Annotated in this window: 18 protein-coding genes and 1 tRNA gene; 9 read left to right on the forward strand and 10 right to left on the reverse strand. The window is 60.3% G+C overall.

Annotated elements, in window-relative coordinates:
- Positions 1–13: 13 nt before the first annotated feature.
- Complete coding sequence (locus DSM110093_RS07990; RefSeq protein ID WP_243267577.1) at positions 14–1,879, reverse strand: ABC-F family ATP-binding cassette domain-containing protein; 1,866 nt, start codon at positions 1,877–1,879, stop codon at positions 14–16.
- Between the two features lie 106 nt (positions 1,880–1,985).
- On the opposite strand from DSM110093_RS07990, the gene ndk reads away from it, so the two are divergent.
- Positions 1,986–2,408, forward strand: coding sequence for a nucleoside-diphosphate kinase (gene ndk / locus DSM110093_RS07995; protein WP_007119733.1), 423 nt, complete (start codon positions 1,986–1,988; stop codon positions 2,406–2,408).
- A 65-nt stretch (positions 2,409–2,473) separates the two neighbouring features.
- On the opposite strand, the gene DSM110093_RS08000 is transcribed toward ndk, so the two are convergent.
- The 3 genes from DSM110093_RS08000 to DSM110093_RS08005 all read right to left on the reverse strand — a co-directional run bounded on the left by DSM110093_RS08000 (position 2,474) and on the right by DSM110093_RS08005 (position 4,177).
- The gene (locus tag DSM110093_RS08000; RefSeq protein WP_243267578.1) at positions 2,474–2,896 is read right to left on the reverse strand and encodes a DUF4112 domain-containing protein; all 423 of its coding nucleotides are present in this window, start codon (positions 2,894–2,896) and stop codon (positions 2,474–2,476) included.
- Between the two features lie 98 nt (positions 2,897–2,994).
- Positions 2,995–3,117, reverse strand: coding sequence for a hypothetical protein (locus DSM110093_RS20885; protein ID WP_279290858.1), 123 nt, complete (start codon positions 3,115–3,117; stop codon positions 2,995–2,997).
- A gap of 145 nt (positions 3,118–3,262) precedes the next feature.
- Positions 3,263–4,177 carry an MBL fold metallo-hydrolase gene (locus tag DSM110093_RS08005; RefSeq protein WP_243267579.1) on the reverse strand — a complete coding sequence of 305 codons (915 nt, stop codon included), beginning with the start codon at positions 4,175–4,177 and terminating at the stop codon, positions 3,263–3,265.
- Between the two features lie 44 nt (positions 4,178–4,221).
- Here DSM110093_RS08005 and DSM110093_RS08010 point away from each other — a divergent pair, with 44 nt between their 5' ends.
- Together DSM110093_RS08010 and DSM110093_RS08015 are read left to right on the forward strand one after the other, a co-directional pair.
- Entirely contained in the window at positions 4,222–5,544 is a 1,323-nt protein-coding gene (locus DSM110093_RS08010; protein ID WP_243267580.1) for an ATP-binding protein, read from the forward strand.
- A 70-nt stretch (positions 5,545–5,614) separates the two neighbouring features.
- The gene (locus DSM110093_RS08015) at positions 5,615–6,064 is read left to right on the forward strand and encodes a DUF4442 domain-containing protein (protein WP_243267581.1); all 450 of its coding nucleotides are present in this window, start codon (positions 5,615–5,617) and stop codon (positions 6,062–6,064) included.
- A gap of 52 nt (positions 6,065–6,116) precedes the next feature.
- Here DSM110093_RS08015 and DSM110093_RS08020 read toward each other — a convergent pair.
- A tRNA-Ile gene (locus tag DSM110093_RS08020) sits at positions 6,117–6,193 on the reverse strand.
- A 127-nt stretch (positions 6,194–6,320) separates the two neighbouring features.
- On the opposite strand from DSM110093_RS08020, the gene purM reads away from it, so the two are divergent.
- The 3 genes from purM to rnd all read left to right on the forward strand — a co-directional run bounded on the left by purM (position 6,321) and on the right by rnd (position 9,198).
- Complete coding sequence (purM, locus tag DSM110093_RS08025; protein ID WP_243267582.1) at positions 6,321–7,367, forward strand: phosphoribosylformylglycinamidine cyclo-ligase; 1,047 nt, start codon at positions 6,321–6,323, stop codon at positions 7,365–7,367.
- On the forward strand, positions 7,364–7,960 hold the full coding sequence (purN, locus tag DSM110093_RS08030) for a phosphoribosylglycinamide formyltransferase (protein WP_243267583.1): 597 nt from the start codon (positions 7,364–7,366) through the stop codon (positions 7,958–7,960). Before purM ends, purN begins: the two co-directional genes overlap by 4 nt.
- An 80-nt stretch (positions 7,961–8,040) precedes the next feature.
- Positions 8,041–9,198: a ribonuclease D gene (rnd, locus tag DSM110093_RS08035; protein ID WP_243267584.1), complete on the forward strand. Its 1,158-nt coding sequence runs from the start codon at positions 8,041–8,043 to the stop codon at positions 9,196–9,198.
- Positions 9,199–9,254: 56 nt separating this feature from the next.
- On the opposite strand, the gene DSM110093_RS08040 is transcribed toward rnd, so the two are convergent.
- On the reverse strand, positions 9,255–9,773 hold the full coding sequence (locus tag DSM110093_RS08040) for a hypothetical protein (RefSeq protein WP_243267585.1): 519 nt from the start codon (positions 9,771–9,773) through the stop codon (positions 9,255–9,257).
- A gap of 126 nt (positions 9,774–9,899) precedes the next feature.
- Here DSM110093_RS08040 and DSM110093_RS08045 point away from each other — a divergent pair, with 126 nt between their 5' ends.
- A complete protein-coding gene (locus tag DSM110093_RS08045) occupies positions 9,900–10,310 on the forward strand; it encodes a SufE family protein (protein WP_243267586.1) in 411 nt (136 codons plus the stop codon).
- Between the two features lie 4 nt (positions 10,311–10,314).
- On the opposite strand, the gene DSM110093_RS08050 is transcribed toward DSM110093_RS08045, so the two are convergent.
- Positions 10,315–10,959, reverse strand: coding sequence for a DUF1638 domain-containing protein (locus DSM110093_RS08050; RefSeq protein ID WP_243267587.1), 645 nt, complete (start codon positions 10,957–10,959; stop codon positions 10,315–10,317).
- A gap of 55 nt (positions 10,960–11,014) precedes the next feature.
- The gene (locus DSM110093_RS08055) at positions 11,015–11,713 is read right to left on the reverse strand and encodes a B12-binding domain-containing protein (protein WP_243267588.1); all 699 of its coding nucleotides are present in this window, start codon (positions 11,711–11,713) and stop codon (positions 11,015–11,017) included.
- A 201-nt stretch (positions 11,714–11,914) separates the two neighbouring features.
- On the opposite strand from DSM110093_RS08055, the gene DSM110093_RS08060 reads away from it, so the two are divergent.
- Positions 11,915–12,991, forward strand: coding sequence for a PA0069 family radical SAM protein (locus tag DSM110093_RS08060; RefSeq protein WP_243267589.1), 1,077 nt, complete (start codon positions 11,915–11,917; stop codon positions 12,989–12,991).
- Between the two features lie 3 nt (positions 12,992–12,994).
- Here DSM110093_RS08060 and bmt read toward each other — a convergent pair whose 3' ends face one another.
- On the reverse strand, positions 12,995–14,008 hold the full coding sequence (gene bmt / locus DSM110093_RS08065; protein WP_132443426.1) for a betaine--homocysteine S-methyltransferase: 1,014 nt from the start codon (positions 14,006–14,008) through the stop codon (positions 12,995–12,997).
- A 134-nt stretch (positions 14,009–14,142) separates the two neighbouring features.
- Positions 14,143–14,460, reverse strand: a complete 318-nt coding sequence (locus tag DSM110093_RS08070; protein ID WP_243267590.1) for a DUF1476 domain-containing protein — start codon at positions 14,458–14,460, stop codon at positions 14,143–14,145.
- A gap of 167 nt (positions 14,461–14,627) precedes the next feature.
- On the opposite strand from DSM110093_RS08070, the gene purC reads away from it, so the two are divergent.
- A complete protein-coding gene (purC, locus tag DSM110093_RS08075; protein ID WP_243267591.1) occupies positions 14,628–15,389 on the forward strand; it encodes a phosphoribosylaminoimidazolesuccinocarboxamide synthase in 762 nt (253 codons plus the stop codon).
- Positions 15,390–15,424 lie beyond the last annotated feature (35 nt).

A 15,424-nucleotide genomic window follows, 5' to 3' on the forward strand; every position in this document is an offset into this window, starting at 1 on the left:
GATAGGCTCAAGATCAGGCCGTGGCCTTCTCCAGCTTTTCCTGCGCGCCCATCCAAAGAGTTTCGGCGCGGTGCAGCGCCTCCATCACTTCGGCGTATTTCTTGTTCCAGACCTCAAGCTCGCCGGTTTTTGCGTCTTCATAGAGCGCGGGATCGGCCAGTTTCTTGGCTAGTTTGTCGCGCATCTCGTTGATCTTTTCCATCCGCGCCTCGGCCTTGCGCACCTCACTGCGCAGCGCCAGCACCTCATCGCGGCTGGCGCGTTTGGGTTTGGGGGCTTCCTTGGGCTGCTTTGACGGGTTCTTGCTGACCGGTTTTTCGGGCGTCAGCAGCATCTTGCGATAGGCCTCGAGGTCGTCCTCATAGGGTTTGACCGTGCCGTTCGACACCAACCACAAGCGGTCTGCGACCATCGACAGCAGGTGCATATCGTGGCTGACAAGGATCACCGCACCAGAATACCGCGTCAGCGCTTCAACCAACGCTTCGCGGGATTCGATATCAAGGTGGTTGGTCGGCTCATCGAGGATCAGCAGATGCGGCGCGTGCAGAGTGGCCAGCAGCAACGACAGACGTGCCTTTTGCCCGCCAGACAGACGTCCAACTTCGGTTTCAGCCTGATCCGGGCCAAGGCCAAAGCCAGCCAATTGCGCCCGCAGCTTCGATTGCAGCACGCCGGGGCGTGCGGAAATCATGTGTTGCAGGGGCGTTTCTTCGACAATCAATTCATCAACCTGATGCTGGGCAAAAAAGCCCACACGCAGCTTGGAGGAGTTAATCTGCTTGCCCGCCATCAACGGCAATCGGTCTGAAAGCAGTTTGGCCAGTGTTGATTTACCCTGACCGTTCTTACCCAGCAGGGCGATGCGGTCGTCTTGGTCGATACGCAGGTTCAGCCGCGTCAGCACCGGGCTGTCATCGCTATAGCCGACCGAACCGTTCTCAATATTGATGATCGGCGGCGACAGTTCTTCGGGTTCAGGGAAGGTGAAGACCTTGCGCGCCACATCCTCGGGCGCGGTGATCATATCCATCTTCTCGATCATCTTCAGACGCGATTGCGCCTGTTTCGCCTTGGATGCCTTGGCCTTAAAGCGGTCCACAAAACTTTGCATGTGATCGCGGCGGGCCTGCTGTTTCTTGGCCATCGCCGCCTGCAACGCACGTTTCTCGGCGCGCTGGCGGGCGAATTGGTCGTAAGGGCCCTGATAATATGTCAGCTTGCGGTCTTCGAGGTGCAAGATACCGCCCACGGCGCGGTTCAAAAGCCCCCGGTCGTGGCTGATGATCAACACGGTGTGGGGGTATTTAGCCAGATAGCTTTCCAGCCAAAGCGCACCCTCAAGGTCGAGATAGTTGGTCGGTTCATCCAAGAGCAGCAGATCGGGCTGTGCAAACAGCACCGCCGCCAGCGCCACACGCATCCGCCAACCGCCCGAAAAGGCAGAGCAGGGCATCTGCTGCTCTTCGTCGTCAAAGCCTAGACCTTTGAGGATCGACGCGGCGCGCCCTTCGGCGGACCATGCGTCGATATCGGCCAAACGGGTCTGGATGTCTGCGATGCGGGTCGGATCCTCGGCGGTTTCAGCCTCCAACATCAACCGGGCGCGTTCCACATCGGCGGCCAGCACCGTGTCGATCAGCGATGTCTCGGAGGAGGGCACCTCTTGCGCGACGCCGCCGATCTTGGCGCGGGACGGCAGAGAGAAGTCACCGCTATCAAGCGACAGCTCGCCACGGATGATCTTGAACAGCGTGGTTTTGCCCGCGCCATTGCGCCCGACGATGCCCACCTTGTGGCCCTCGGGGATCACGGCGGAGGCTTCCTCAAACAGAGGGCGGCCTTCGACGGAGTAGTTGATTTCTGAAATGCGTAACATGCACGCCGTTTGGAGCAAGCCGGGCCGAAGGTCAATCACGGCTTTTCATGTGTCAGACCCCATGCTAGGGAGCGCGCAAATCAACACCCGCTATGGAGTACAGCCAATGGCCCTCGAACGCACTTTCTCGATCATCAAGCCCGACGCAACCCGCCGCAACCTGACCGGCGCCATCGTCAAAAAATTTGAAGACGCTGGCCTGCGCGTTGTCGCACAAAAGCGCATCCACTTGACAAAAGCGCAGGCGGGCGAGTTCTACAAGGTGCACGCTGAGCGTCCTTTCTACGACGAACTGTGCGAGTTCATGGCATCCGCGCCGATCGTTGCTCAGGTTCTCGAAGGTGAAAACGCCATCGCGAAAAACCGCGAAGTCATGGGCGCAACCAACCCTGCTGACGCAGAAGCAGGCACTATCCGCGCAGAATTCGCTGAAAGCGTTGGCGAAAACTCCGTTCACGGTTCCGACGCACCGGAAACCGCAGCGGTTGAAATCGCATACTTCTTCTCCGGTCTTGAACTGGTCGGCTAAGCCGCCGTTCTTCGGACAGAGTTTGAGAGGGTCGCTTTCGGGCGGCCCTTTTTACGTTTGAGGGATCAATTGTTGAGGGTAGGATGATGCGAAGACATACGCCCTTCGATATCACCCATCGGCGGGGCTTTGGCAGCTTTCTCTCGCAAGTGCCGCTCAAGCAGGTCAACATTGCGCAGCTTCGACTTCCAGCCGATGTCGAACAGATCACCCACCAGTGGTACTGAACCGATCACATAGTCGATGCCCGTATTTACCAGCATCTTGGCCAAAACGCCTTTTGGCGCGCCCATGCGATGCGATTCCTTTAGGATATACGCCGAGGGCAACAGCGCCAGCGTATCGCCAACCACAGGCACAAAGCCTAAGATCGAATCCCACCCCATGCGCACGCCAACCACTGGCAGTTTGAATGCGCTGTCCATGCTCACCGCCAAACGGCGCAGGCGGGCGAGGTCGGCTTCGTGAGAAGGGGCGTGGGGTTCCATGGGTGTCCTTGCGTGCTTAGCTATATAGCGTCAACGCTGGTTTGCACATCAAAGTTCCCCCAATGCACCGACCCCTATCCGGCACATCACGGCCTTATTCAAAGGCTGGCGTAATCGGTGATGAGAGGGATCGGGCGCCGAGGGGGCTGAGCCGAGGTGCCTTTCGGCGTCTGCTCAGGCTTTGGTTTTTGCGGTTGCGGCGTTCTGTCAAGTCGGGCCATCGGGTAGCTCCTTTGCTGCTCGCTGGGGTTTTGATGTCTCTGCCCCTGCAACCAGCTTGGGCGCGGTTAAGGTCCAAAAAAGGGCTGGATTGTGCCCAGAAAGCGGCTTTTGTTGCGATTATGCGACGGAAATCGCTGCTTTCCCCTATGAGGTGAGGGCGAAATGCGCCTCAGCCCGCAAGGCGCCCTGCGGGGCAACGCGGCTCCGGCCTGTCAGATCAACCAGATGCGCCAGCACGTTTCGCGTGGCAGCCCCCAAAAGCGCGGCGGGGGTCTCGGTATAGATCACGCGGGCGAGGTCCTCAGCCGTGGCAGGCCCGGCGGTCAGCGCCTCAAGGATCGACGCCTCGCGCGCGCGGCGGTGCGCCAGCAACCAGTCGAGCCGCGCGTTGGGATCGCGGACAGGCGCGCCGTGGCCGGGGTAGAACACCCGCCACTGACGGGCTGCCAGCTTTTCGCAAGAGGCCATGAAATCAGTCAAATCTCCGTCTGGAGGGGAGACCAGCGAGGTGGCCCAGCCCATAATGTGATCCGCCGTCAGACAGGCATCCCCCCACGCAAGACAAAGGTGATTGCCGATATGGCCCGGCGTGTGCAGCGCTTGCAGCGCCCAGCCGTCCGCCCTCAGTACGTCACCGTCGGCCAAAAGGTGATCGGGGATAAACCCGCGATCCACACCTTCACCACCGCCCATCAGCCCCGCCTCGGCCAATCCCTGCATCACTGGGGACCGGCCCGCTGTGGCGTCGCCGAAGGCCCAGACCTCGGCCCCGGTCCGCGCGGCCAAAGGACGCGCGAGGGGGGAGTGATCCAGATGCGTATGGGTCACAATGATATGGCTGATCCGCTGCCCCGGCTCTATCGCGGCGAGGATCGCTTCAAGATGCGCGGGGCTATCTGGGCCGGGATCGATAACGGCGATGTCTGTGCTGCCCAACAGATAGGTATTGGTACCGCGATAGGTCATCGGCGAAGGGTTGGGCGCCACGATACGGCGCAGCCCGGGCTCCAAGGTTTCGGCAAGGCCAATCTCGGGGTCGAAGTTGTCGGGCGGCAGCATGGTTTCACCTTTCGCAGGGGCAGGGGGCTGGCTAAGGTCTAGCTATGAATTTTGCTTGGCTCAAACGATATGTGCCGCGCGGCATCTACGGACGCGCCGCGTTGATCCTGCTGTTACCAGTGGTGTTTTTGCAATTGGTCGTCGTGGTGATCTTTGCTCAGCGGCATTTCGAAGGCGTCACCGGCCAGATGACCGACACGGTTCTGCGTGAATTGGAACTGGTGATGCTGGCCGTTGGCACTGCGCCCGACGCGCAATCCGTTCCGATGGCGGTTGAGGCGCGGGCAGGGCCGCTTGATTTCGTGGTGACCCCCGCCAATCGCCCGCTTCCCGAAGCCGACAAGATGCTGTGGTACGATTATTCCGGCCGGGTGCTGATTCCGCGACTGAGAAGCAAGATGGACGGGATTGAGGCAGTGGACCTCAGCGATGATGATTTTGTCATCCTCTATATCGAAAGCGTCCACGGCCCCCTGCGCATCCAATTTGAGCGGCGGCGAATCTCGGCATCCAATCCGCATCAGCTTTTCGTATATACTGTGTTCTTCGGTGTGCTTTTGAGCGTGATTGCTTCGATCTATCTGCGTAATCAATTGCGCCCGATCAAACGCTTGGCCCGTGCAGCCGAAGCCTTTGGCCGAGGGCGGCATGAGCCCTATACCCCCACCGGCGCGGTTGAAGTACGCGCGGCGGGGAATGCTTTTGTTGACATGCGCGCCCGGATCGAGCGGCAGATTGAACAGCGCACATTGATGCTTTCGGGGGTGAGCCACGATCTGCGCACGCCGCTTACCCGGATGCGGCTTGGCCTGTCGATGATCGACGAAGACGACGCCACACCACTCTTGGCTGATGTGGACGACATGCAGCGGATGCTGGATGAATTTTTGAACTTCGCCAAAGGCGCCGCCGAGGGCGAGCCGGAGAAGGTGGAGCCGCATGGGTTTGTCCGGACAATCGTCGAGGACGCGCAGCGCGGGGGGCGCAGGGTGACGCTGCTGCCACCCGAGGGCAGCGGCGAGGGCGTGGTGAAACTGCGCAAAATGGCGATGCGGCGTGCGGTCGATAACCTGATTTCTAATGCCGTGCGCTATGGCACTCAGGCCGAAGTTTCCGTCATGCTGAGCGATCGCACCCTGCGCATCCGCGTCGAAGACGATGGCCCCGGCATCCCAGAAGAACGCCGAGACGAGGCAACGCGGCCTTTCTCGCGGCTTGATCCCGCACGCAATCAAGATAAAGGCGGCGGCGTGGGGCTTGGCCTTGCGATTGCCACCGACATTGCACGTGCCCATGGTGGGGTGCTGCGGCTGGGAGAATCAGACCAACTTGGTGGGCTGCGCGCGGATATCGTCATCGCGCGGTGACCCGGCGGCATGATTGTGTGGCTGGATATCCTTTGCCACAATACGCCAAACCCTGAGACGGAGCGCGCCCATGACCCCCTATGACATGATCAAATCCCACCTCGACACGGCCGTACCTTTTGCCGCACATGTGGGGGTGAAACTGCTGGAAATCGGCGACGGCACCGCCAGTGCCGAATTGGTCCAGCGGCACGAGACGTCTAACCACATCGGCACGCAACACGCAGGGGCGATGTTCACCCTGGGAGAGGCGGCCTCAGGCGCTGCTATGGCAGGGGCGATTGCGCCCGTAATCATGGACATGCGCCCCGTCGCGGCGATGGGGCAGATTACCTTTAAGCGTATTGCCGAGGGCACGCTGACCGCCCATGCCAAAACTTCGCTGCCCGGTACCGACCTTCTGGCGGCGTTACAAGAAGCGGGTAAAGTGGCCTTCGACGTGACGGTCGATATCCGCAATGAAGCTGGCGCAACCGTGGTTGAAATGACGATGAATTGGCATGTCAGCGCAAAACGCTGAACGGACCAATATGTCAGCGCGAAACGCTTAGTTCGGTGTGTTGAGGCGGTAATGGTAGGCCCGGCAGGACTTGAACCCGCAACCAAAGCGTTATGAGCGCTCTGCTCTAACCAATTGAGCTACAGGCCCGCCATGGCGTTTGGGTATGACGCCGCAGCCGGGGCGTCAAGACATTAGCTGCACCAAATGATTGCAGTGACCCGCACAATACTCTAACTCCGCGCGCAAGGGAAAATGCGCGCCGGGGGCCATGACCATGACAAAATCCGACAACGGAATCACCTATGCCGAAGCAGGCGTGGATATTGACGCAGGCAACGCGCTTGTAGAGCGGATCAAACCGGCGGCGAAATCCACCGCTCGGCCCGGCGTTATGTCTGGCCTTGGCGGCTTTGGCGCGCTGTTCGATCTGAAGGGCGCAGGTTTCACCGATCCGGTGCTGGTTGCCGCGACGGACGGCGTAGGCACCAAGCTGCGCATTGCCATCGACACCGGCAATGTCGACAGCATCGGCATTGATCTGGTCGCTATGTGCGTCAACGATTTGGTCTGCCAAGGCGCCGAGCCGCTCTTCTTTCTCGATTATTTCGCGACCGGTAAACTGGAACTCGACAGCGCCGCGCGGATCATTGAGGGCATCGCTAAGGGCTGCGCCGATTCCGGTTGCGCCTTGATCGGTGGTGAGACTGCTGAAATGCCGGGCATGTATCACGCGGGCGATTTTGACCTCGCCGGTTTTTCCGTCGGCGCGATGGAGCGCGGGACGGAACTGCCGCGCGATGTGAAAGAGGGCGACGTGCTCTTGGGCCTGCCCAGCGACGGTGTGCATTCCAATGGCTATAGCCTAGTGCGCAAGATCGTTGAGCGCAGCGGTTTGGGTTGGGGCGACGATTGCCCATGGGGCGAAGGTGATCTGGGCAGTGCGCTGCTGACACCCACACGGCTTTACGTCAAAGGCGCCGTTGCGGCCCTGCGCGCCGATGCCGTGTCGGCGCTGGCTCATATCACCGGCGGTGGCCTGACCGAGAACCTGCCGCGTGTGCTGCCCGTTGGGTTGGCGGCCGAGATTGACCTCAACGCATGGGACCTGCCGCCGGTCTTCAAATGGCTTGCCGCCGAAGGGGGCATGGCCGAGACCGAGATGCTCAAGACCTTCAACGCTGGCATTGGCATGGTTGCCGTCATCTCTGCCGACAAGGTCGAGGCCGCCAAGGCCGCCTTTGCCGAGGATGGCCACGCCGCCGTCGAAATCGGGCGTATCACCACCGGCAATGGCGTCACCTATTCCGGCGCGCTGCTTTGACCAAGCGGGTTGCGATTTTCGTCTCGGGCGGCGGCTCCAACATGCGGGCGCTGGTCGAGGATATGACTGGCGACCATGCGGGCCGCCCCTGTCTGGTGCTGTCCAACAACGCAGACGCGGGCGGAATCGCTTGGGCGCAGGGGCAGGGGATCGCGACCGAAGTGGTCGACCACCGCCCCTTCGGCAAGGATCGTCCGGCGTTTGAGGCGGCGCTTACCGCCGCGCTTGAAGCCCATGCGCCCGACATCATTTGCCTTGCCGGTTTCATGCGCAAACTGACCGAAGGGTTTACGGACGCTTGGGCCGGGCGAATGATCAACATCCACCCTTCCTTGCTGCCGAAATACCGCGGGCTGCACACCCATGCCCGCGCGTTGGAAGCAGGCGATACCGAACATGGCTGCACCGTTCATGAGGTGACTGCCGCATTGGATGACGGCCCGATCCTTGGCCAAGCGCGCATTCCGGTTCTGCCGGGCGACACGGCCGAGACGTTGTCCGAGCGGGTGCTGGTTCAGGAACATCTGCTTTATCCAGCAGTTTTGCGCCGTTTTGCGGCAGGTGAGCGGCAACCGGTGATGCTCAAGGGCTGACGCTGGTCAAACCTGCGCACGTGATGTACCTCTTGGGCTAAAGCCCGATGACCGGGCATGCAACTTGTCAAAGAGCATTTATGAAAACCATCACCACGACAGCCGATCTCGCGCAATTCTGTGAAGAGGCGGCCCGCCATGAATATGTGACCGTCGATACCGAATTTCTGCGCGAACGCACCTACTATTCCAAGCTGTGCCTCGTCCAGCTCGCGATGCCCGGCACCGACGACAGCAACGCCGTGCTGGTCGACCCGCTGGCCGAGGGCATCTCGCTAGAGCCGCTTTATACGCTTTTTCGCGACACGTCGGTTGTCAAAGTGTTCCACGCGGCACGACAAGACCTTGAGATTTTCTTTGTCGATGCCGAAGTTTTCCCTGAGCCGCTGTTCGACACCCAAGTGGCCGCGATGGTCTGCGGCTTTGGCGAACAGGTGGGCTATGAAACGCTGGTGCGTAAGATCGCGCATCAGGCGCTCGATAAAACGTCCCGCTTTACCGATTGGTCGCGCCGTCCGCTGACCGATGCACAGAAAACTTATGCGCTGGCCGACGTCACCCACCTGCGCCAGATTTACGAGTTTCTGGCCGGTAAGCTGGAGCAGACAGGCCGCGCACGTTGGGTTGCTGAAGAGCTGGAAACGTTGCTCAGCCCCGATACCTATGTGACCCAACTGCAGGATGCGTGGAAACGTGTCAAAACCCGGACCAATTCGCCGAAGTTCTTGGCGATCGTACGGGAACTGGCTGCATTCCGCGAGGACTATGCCCGCACCCGCAATATCCCGCGCAACCGGGTGTTTAAGGATGACGCGTTGGTCGAATTGGCCAGCCTCAAGCCTTCGAACGGAGAAGAGTTGAACCGCGCCCGCCTGCTGCTCCGCGAGGCCCGCAAGGGTGAAATCGCCGAGGGTATTTTGAAAGCCGTGGCCGCAGGCGTGACCTGCAAACCAGGCGATATGCCTCAGCCTGACCGAAAGCGCGAGAAGCTACAGGTGAACCCGGCGCTGGCCGATCTTTTGCGTGTGCTGCTTAAGGCCAAGACCGAAAGCGCGGGCGTCGCGGCCAAGCTGATCGCTTCGGCCAGTGATTTAGACATGCTTTCTGCCGGGGAGCGTGACGTGCAAGCGTTGCGCGGCTGGCGGCACGAAGTCTTTGGCGCCGATGCCCTGCTGCTTTGCGAGGGCAAAATCGCCTTGGCGGCAGACGGCAATGACGTGAAAACCGTAAAGGTCTGAAACGAAAAGAGCCGCCCGATCAGGGGCGGCTCAACTCGGCAAGGCGCGGTGGAATCTCAGCGGCGTGACACCAATGTGTTCAGCTGCCCTTGAACGCGAATCTCACGCACACCGATCAGATCTTCGTCAGTCAGACGCCGCCCGGCGATAACTTCGCGAGTGGGTTGGCTGCCTTGGCGTGTCGCTTTGTCGGGGCGGATCCCCTCCAATCGATAAGTCAAAACACCGTCGACGGGCAATTCATCAACCGTTGCGGGGGTCAGACGTACCGCATAGATACCCTGTCGCGCGGCCAGCCCCGTGGCGCGCAGAATCGCACCACCCGGCACAGGCTCAATCGTCAGGTCGGTGATCTGCTCAAAGGGACGCCCCTCATAGGTGTCGACCTCAACTGCGCGTCTGGCAAAAAGACCACGACGTTGCGGGATCAGTGGGTTCGTGCTCTCCGCCGGTGCAGCCTCAACCGAGCGGGCAGGGCCGAACCAATTCATCGGGTTGATACGGCTGTCACGCACCGTGCCGCAGGCGGATACCAAGAGGGTCGAGGCCAAAAGAGCGAGGGTTGTCTTGCGCATAAGATCCGCCGTTAAGTTAACTTGTCTTGTGCTACCCCATCACGCAGGCCTTGGGAAGGGGGTGGACCTTTGCGCATCGGCATCCTACCTGTCAAACAGTGAAATTCACCCAAAGAGAGTGCACAGATGGCCACGCCCGCCTTTGAAGAACTGGTCGAAGATTTCGAGTTTCTGGAAGACTGGGAAGACCGTTATCGTCATGTTATCGATCTTGGCAAAGCAATGGACCCGCTGGCCGAGCCGCTGCGCGTGCCCGCGACCAAGGTGGACGGTTGCGCCTCTCAGGTCTGGCTGCATGCGCAGTTCGAGGGTGGGAAACTGCATTTCGACGGGGCGAGCGACGCGATGATCGTGTCGGGGCTGATCGCTGTTTTGCGTATGCTTTATAATGGTCTAACGCCTGCGGACGTTAGCCGCGTCGATGCGAAAGCGGAGTTGGCACGGCTGGGGTTGAACGACCACCTATCGGCGCAACGCTCCAACGGTTTGCGGGCAATGATCGAGCGCGTGCGCGAAACGGCAGCTCAGGAAGCGTGAAGGCTTAGAGGTCGCGCAGCGCGGTCTGTAGATCTCCATAGCCCGTAAATCGCCGCTCAAAGGCGAGACCCAACCGCGCCGCGCAATCGCGGGCCTTGTCCGTCAGTGCCGGGTCGTCAGTCTGCGCCTGATAGACCAATTTCTCGTAATTTCCGAAATACATGTCGCGCAGCTCTGGATGTCGGTCGAGGCCCATAGGCTTGATGATGAAAGCCTCAAACTGCCGCACCAGAAAATCGGTGAGGTAGAAGGTGGTGATCTCATCTTCCGAGGTTTTGGCAAAGCTCTCGTTGCCCTGAAAAAAGCTGTAGCAATGCGGCCCCGCGACCATCTGCACGCCCATCTCTTCACAAGCCCGTTCCAGCCCGCCGCCCGTGCCGCAATCGGCATAGACGACAAAGAAATCGTCATAGTCCGTGCGGTGTTTGGCGACCGTGTCGCGCACCGCTTGGGTGATCTTTTCCGGGTAGAGGTGATATTTCGCGGGCAGACAGGTCAGGTCCAGATGGGTCCAGCCGTTCGCGGCCTTCAGATCCAATATCTCACGGGCCAGCGCGCCACAGGCGATCAGCAAGATACGGCCCGCGCGGGTGGGCGCGAGCCCCTCTTGGGTGAGGGTCCGATCATCTGGCAAATTGCTGTCGCTCATGGCGTCACCATCGCATGTCACCGATGCCAAAGCCAAGTGGAGCGGTGCCAGCAGCCTAGGCGTTGGCGGAGTTATGTTTCCGGCCCATCCAGTCTTTGGCCGTTTCCACTGCTACGGCGGCATCGCGGCAATAGGCGTCAGCCCCGATGGCCTTGCCGAACTCTTCGTTCAGCGGCGCGCCACCGACCAGCACGATATAGTCATCGCGCTTGCCCTGTTCGACCAACGTATCGATCACGACTTTCATATAGGGCATGGTGGTGGTCAGCAGCGCTGACATGCCAAGGATGTCGGCCTGTTCGGCTTCAAGCGCTTCGAGATAGGCTTCGACCGCGTTGTTGATCCCAAGATCGACAACTTCAAAACCCGCGCCTTCCATCATCATGCCGACAAGGTTTTTGCCGATGTCGTGGATGTCGCCTTTGACTGTGCCGATCACCATCTTGCCCACACGCGGCGCGCCGGTTTCGGCGAGCAGCGGCTTGAGGATCGCCATGCCGCCCTTCATCGCATTGGCGGCCAGCAGCACTTCGGGCACAAAGAGAATACCGTCGCGGAAATCCGCGCCGACGATGGTCATCCCGCCGACCAGCGCTTTGGTCAGAACTTCGTAGGGTTCCCAGCCGCGGTCGAGCAGGATTTGAACGGCCTCTTCGATCTCTTCCTTGAGACCGTCATAGAGGTCATCGAACATCTGCTGGACCAGTTCTTCGTCGTCCAACTCGGCCAGGATGATATCGTCTTCTTCTGACATGGTGTTTCCTTCTGCTGGGCGTGCAGGTGCATGACACTTGGGCCCTTGTCTCACGGAATGTTAGCGCCGGGGTCGCAGTTTGCGACATCGGCCGCGCCATGCGCGACGCCTTGGGGGCAAACTACTGCTTTTTGCGGTGTAAGGACAAGGGTTTGCGCAAGTTTACTTGCTGATGTTCGCGCAATGTTCTAACCTTCTTTCATGGATAGGGAAGACCAGCGATTCCGCGTGCTTGGCCGCGCGGCAGGCAGCAATGATGCGGGCCGGTTCGAGCGTCACGCCCGCGTGGCAGAGGACGATGGCTGGGCGCGGGAAGAGGTGCTTCCGGTGCTGCGGACCAACACCAGCATCGAGGTGCCGCGCCGGGTGATTACTTACAACCGCTCGCCGGATCTGCCTTTTGATCGGTCGATCAACCCGTACCGCGGTTGCGAACATGGCTGCGTTTACTGTTTCGCACGGCCCAGCCACGCCTATCTTGGCCTGTCGCCGGGGCTGGATTTTGAGACGCAGTTGATCGCCCGCCCCGAAGCCCCGGCGGTGCTAGCGCGAGAACTGCGCGCGAAACGCTATGAGGTCGCGCCCATTGCTATCGGCACGAGCACCGACCCGTATCAGCCGATCGAAAAGACCCATGGCATCATGCGTGACTGTCTTGAGGTACTGTCTGACTTCAATCATCCGGTCGCGATTGTCACCAAGGGCAGTCTGATCGAGCGGGACATTGATATTTTGAGCGATATGGCCAAACGCGGCCTCGCCGCAGTGGGAATTTCGGTGACAACGCTCGATGCCCGCCTCAGCCGATTGATGGAACCGCGCGCGCCAGCGCCGCAGCGGCGGTTGCAGGTGATCCGGAGGCTGTCGGAGGCTGGAATTCCGGTGCGGATCATGGCGTCCCCAATGGTTCCGGCGCTGACCGATCCAGAGTTGGAGGCGATCCTTGCCGCCGGGCGCGATGCCGGGGCGCGGCACGCCAGTTGGATCATGCTGCGCCTGCCGCGTGAGGTATCGCCGCTGGTGCAAGAATGGCTTGCGACCCATTATCCCGACCGGGCCGAGCGGATCATGGCGCGGCTGCGCGATATGCATGGTGGAAAGGAATACGACGCAGGCTGGCACAAACGCATGCGGGGCGAGGGGCCCTATGCGCAGATGGTGGCGCAGCGTTTTAATCTGGCGGTCAAACGGCTGGGGCTAACCCGCGCGGGCGTGCCGCTGCGCTGCGATCTGTTTCGACCGCCCTCCGAAAAGGGCGATCAATTGAGCTTGTTCTAAGGCTTAGCTCCGGCGGCGGCCGCGGCGTGGCGCGCGCACTGGACCTTGACCGTCGGTGCCGTCGCTTTCGGACGAGAAATCACCTATCTCTTCGCGGATCTGCTCCAAAGTGGGGGCCGGGCCTTTTTCGGTGCTGTCGAGCGCTTCGCGCATCGCGACCAAATGCTCGGGCAGGGTGCCACAGCAGCCGCCGATGACGCTGGCCCCCGCGTCCCGCGCCATGGTCGCATAGCGCGCCATCAACTCGGGCGTGCCATCATAGTGGATGTGGCCTTCGACGTATTTCGGAATGCCCGCGTTGCCCTTGGAGATGATCGGCAGCGTGCCATTCTTTGCAGCGAAACCGAGCACGGTGCGCAGCAGATCAGATGCGCCCGTACCGCAGTTGGCGCCATATGCCAGCGGCGTGTTGTCCAGCCCGTGGACCATATCGACCATCCCTTCGGAGGTCAGGCCCATCATCGTGCGGCCCGCGGTGTCGAAGCTCATCGTGCCGCACCATGGCAGACCCGCCAGCGCGAAGCCTTCGGCAGCGGCGCGGTATTCTTCGGGGGCGCTGATCGTCTCCAGCCAACCGATATCGGCACCACCAGCCTTGAGACCATCAGCGGTTTCGTGGAACATCTCAACGGCGAGGGAGTGGGTCAGCGTGCCGACCGGCTCCATGATCTCACCCGTGGGGCCGACAGAGCCTGCGACGATGACTTTGCGCTCGGCGGTATCAGCCACTTCGCGTGCCAGTTCGGCAGAAACGCGGCTCAGCTCATGAACGCGCTTTTCAGCGCCGTGCAGTTTGAGCCGCGAAGCATTGGCCCCAAAAGAGTTGGTCAGGAACAGGTCACTGCCCGAATCCACTGCAAACCGGTAAAGCTTGATGATCTTCTTAGGCTCATCAGTGTTCCACATCTCAGGCGCGTCGCCTGACATCAGCCCCATGTTGAACAGATTGGTGCCCGTGGCCCCATCCGCGAGCAATGTGCCCTTTTCAGCGAGAAGATCGGTGAATGCGTTGCTCATGGGGGCTCCTGTGGGGTCTGGGAATTTCGCCTGATGTCACGATGGGTTCATAGGGGCAATCTCATAATATTCATCTTCATTATGAGGGCAGGCGGGTAGAGTGCACCCCGGCGCGTGGCCGGGGTGAGTGGGGGTTAGCTGGTTTCGCTCAGAAGCTGCGCTTTGGCTTCGGCCATCAGGGTCTGCATCTTGGCGCGGATCGTCGCTTCATCGGCGCGGTCGCCCAAGTCGCCAGAGACTTTGCGGTAAACATCTTCGTCGCCCGCCTCTTCGAAGTCGGATTTCACGACCTCTTTGGCGTAGTCGTCGGCGTCGCTGCCCGATTTGCCTAAAAGTTCAGCAGCCCAGAGGCCCAACAGTTTGTTTCGGCGCGCCTCGGCGCGGAATTGCATGTCTGCATCGTGGGCGAACTTGTTTTCAAAGGCGTTGGCGCGGTCGTCAAAGTTGCTCATGGAGGGTCTCCGATTGCTTTGGTTACCCTATTCATATGCGGTCGCCTCCGCCTTCCCACAAGTGGCGCGTCAAAGGTGACGGGCCATGCTTGCAGCAGCGGGGTGGTTGCACTAAGAGAAGCGCAAGCGGCGGGGATGTTCCCCGCCCCCTGTTGGAAAGGATGCCCATGGCCCGGCGCAACAAGATCTACGAAGGCAAGGCAAAGATCCTCTATGAAGGTCCTGAGCCCGGCACCATCGTGCAATATTTCAAAGACGATGCGACGGCCTTTAACGCCGAGAAGAAAGCCACGATCGAGGGCAAGGGCGTGTTGAACAACCGCCTGTCCGAGTTCTTTATGACCGGGCTGAACAACATCGGCGTGCCGACGCATTTCATCAAACGCCTGAACATGCGCGAACAGCTCGTGCGGCAGGTTGAGATCATTCCGCTAGAAGTGATCGTGCGCAACTATGCGGCCGGCTCCATGTCCAAGCGTCTTGGCATCGAAGAAGGCACACAGCTGCCGCGCCCGATTGTCGAATATTGCTACAAAGACGACGCGCTTGGTGATCCGCTGGTCACCGAGGAGCATATCGCCGCCTTTGGCTGGGCAACTCAGCAAGATATGGACGATATCCTGAGCCTCGCGCTGCGGGTCAATGACTTCATGTCGGGCGTGATGATGGCCGTCGGCATCAAGCTGGTTGACTTCAAGATCGAGATTGGCCGCGTTTACGATGGTGACTTCCAACGTCTGATCGTCGCCGATGAGATCAGCCCCGACAGCTGCCGCCTGTGGGACATCGAGACGGGCCAGAAGCTCGACAAAGATGTGTTCCGCCGCGATCTTGGCTCGCTTACCGATGCCTATACCGAAGTGGCCAAACGTCTGGGCGTAATGCCTAAAAACAATCAGCCGGTCTCCAAGCCGACGTTGATCAACTAACGCGGCTTCGCCGTTCAATTTGCAGATGTTACAAA

Source organism: Sulfitobacter sp. DSM 110093, from assembly GCF_022788715.1.
Taxonomy (GTDB): Bacteria; Pseudomonadota; Alphaproteobacteria; order Rhodobacterales; family Rhodobacteraceae; genus Sulfitobacter.

Bases quoted from the DNA above. Each gene is read 5' to 3' on its own strand.
- DSM110093_RS08060 (WP_243267589.1), top strand. From the start codon at position 11,915: ATGGATAGGGAAGACCAGCGATTCCGCGTGCTTGGCCGCGCGGCAGGC.
- DSM110093_RS08045 (WP_243267586.1), top strand. From the start codon at position 9,900: ATGGCCACGCCCGCCTTTGAAGAACTGGTCGAAGATTTCGAGTTTCTG.
- DSM110093_RS08010 (WP_243267580.1), top strand. From the start codon at position 4,222: ATGAATTTTGCTTGGCTCAAACGATATGTGCCGCGCGGCATCTACGGA.
- DSM110093_RS08040 (WP_243267585.1), bottom strand. From the start codon at position 9,773: ATGCGCAAGACAACCCTCGCTCTTTTGGCCTCGACCCTCTTGGTATCC.
- rnd (WP_243267584.1), top strand. From the start codon at position 8,041: ATGAAAACCATCACCACGACAGCCGATCTCGCGCAATTCTGTGAAGAG.
- DSM110093_RS08050 (WP_243267587.1), bottom strand. From the start codon at position 10,959: ATGAGCGACAGCAATTTGCCAGATGATCGGACCCTCACCCAAGAGGGG.
- DSM110093_RS07990 (WP_243267577.1), bottom strand. From the start codon at position 1,879: ATGTTACGCATTTCAGAAATCAACTACTCCGTCGAAGGCCGCCCTCTG.
- purC (WP_243267591.1), top strand. From the start codon at position 14,628: ATGGCCCGGCGCAACAAGATCTACGAAGGCAAGGCAAAGATCCTCTAT.
- purM (WP_243267582.1), top strand. From the start codon at position 6,321: ATGACAAAATCCGACAACGGAATCACCTATGCCGAAGCAGGCGTGGAT.
- DSM110093_RS08015 (WP_243267581.1), top strand. From the start codon at position 5,615: ATGACCCCCTATGACATGATCAAATCCCACCTCGACACGGCCGTACCT.
- ndk (WP_007119733.1), top strand. From the start codon at position 1,986: ATGGCCCTCGAACGCACTTTCTCGATCATCAAGCCCGACGCAACCCGC.
- DSM110093_RS08055 (WP_243267588.1), bottom strand. From the start codon at position 11,713: ATGTCAGAAGAAGACGATATCATCCTGGCCGAGTTGGACGACGAAGAA.
- DSM110093_RS08000 (WP_243267578.1), bottom strand. From the start codon at position 2,896: ATGGAACCCCACGCCCCTTCTCACGAAGCCGACCTCGCCCGCCTGCGC.
- DSM110093_RS20885 (WP_279290858.1), bottom strand. From the start codon at position 3,117: ATGGCCCGACTTGACAGAACGCCGCAACCGCAAAAACCAAAGCCTGAG.
- DSM110093_RS08005 (WP_243267579.1), bottom strand. From the start codon at position 4,177: ATGCTGCCGCCCGACAACTTCGACCCCGAGATTGGCCTTGCCGAAACC.
- DSM110093_RS08070 (WP_243267590.1), bottom strand. From the start codon at position 14,460: ATGAGCAACTTTGACGACCGCGCCAACGCCTTTGAAAACAAGTTCGCC.
- bmt (WP_132443426.1), bottom strand. From the start codon at position 14,008: ATGAGCAACGCATTCACCGATCTTCTCGCTGAAAAGGGCACATTGCTC.